The sequence below is a fragment of the Chryseosolibacter histidinae genome (genome assembly GCF_018598225.1).
Classification (GTDB): Bacteria; Bacteroidota; Bacteroidia; order Cytophagales; family Cyclobacteriaceae; genus Chryseosolibacter; species Chryseosolibacter histidini.
The window spans coordinates 1-353 of sequence record NZ_JAHESF010000103.1; the positions used below are offsets into that span (position 1 = coordinate 1).

1 protein-coding gene is annotated in these 353 nt (G+C 50.4%); it reads left to right on the plus strand.

What is annotated here, in order from left to right:
* Positions 1 to 72: 72 nt before the first annotated feature.
* Positions 73 to 353 (plus strand): hypothetical protein (locus tag KK083_RS32865; protein ID WP_254170304.1); only part of this gene is annotated, 281 nt, incomplete at its 3' end.

Below are 353 nucleotides of genomic sequence, written 5' to 3' on the forward strand. Positions count from 1 at the left end.
AGCTTAAACACAGCTGTTGCAACTATTGATGGTAATGTAGTTGCGATTGTAGGAGCGGGCACTGCAAAGATCGTGGCTCGTCAGGCAGGTGACGCGCAGTATAACCCGGCGGATGAAGTACAACAAACACTCATTGTAAGCAAAGCCACCCAGACCATCACCTTCAACGCGCTGCCCGACAAAAGACTGAGCGACGAATCATTCATACTCCCGGCAACAGCGTCATCCGGTTTACCCGTCAGCTACGTGAGCAGCCATCCTGACATCGCTTCTATTGATGGCAACAGGATCATCCTTCACAAGGCAGGAAAAATAGCAATCGCCGCCAATCAGGCTGGTAATGAGAACTATGA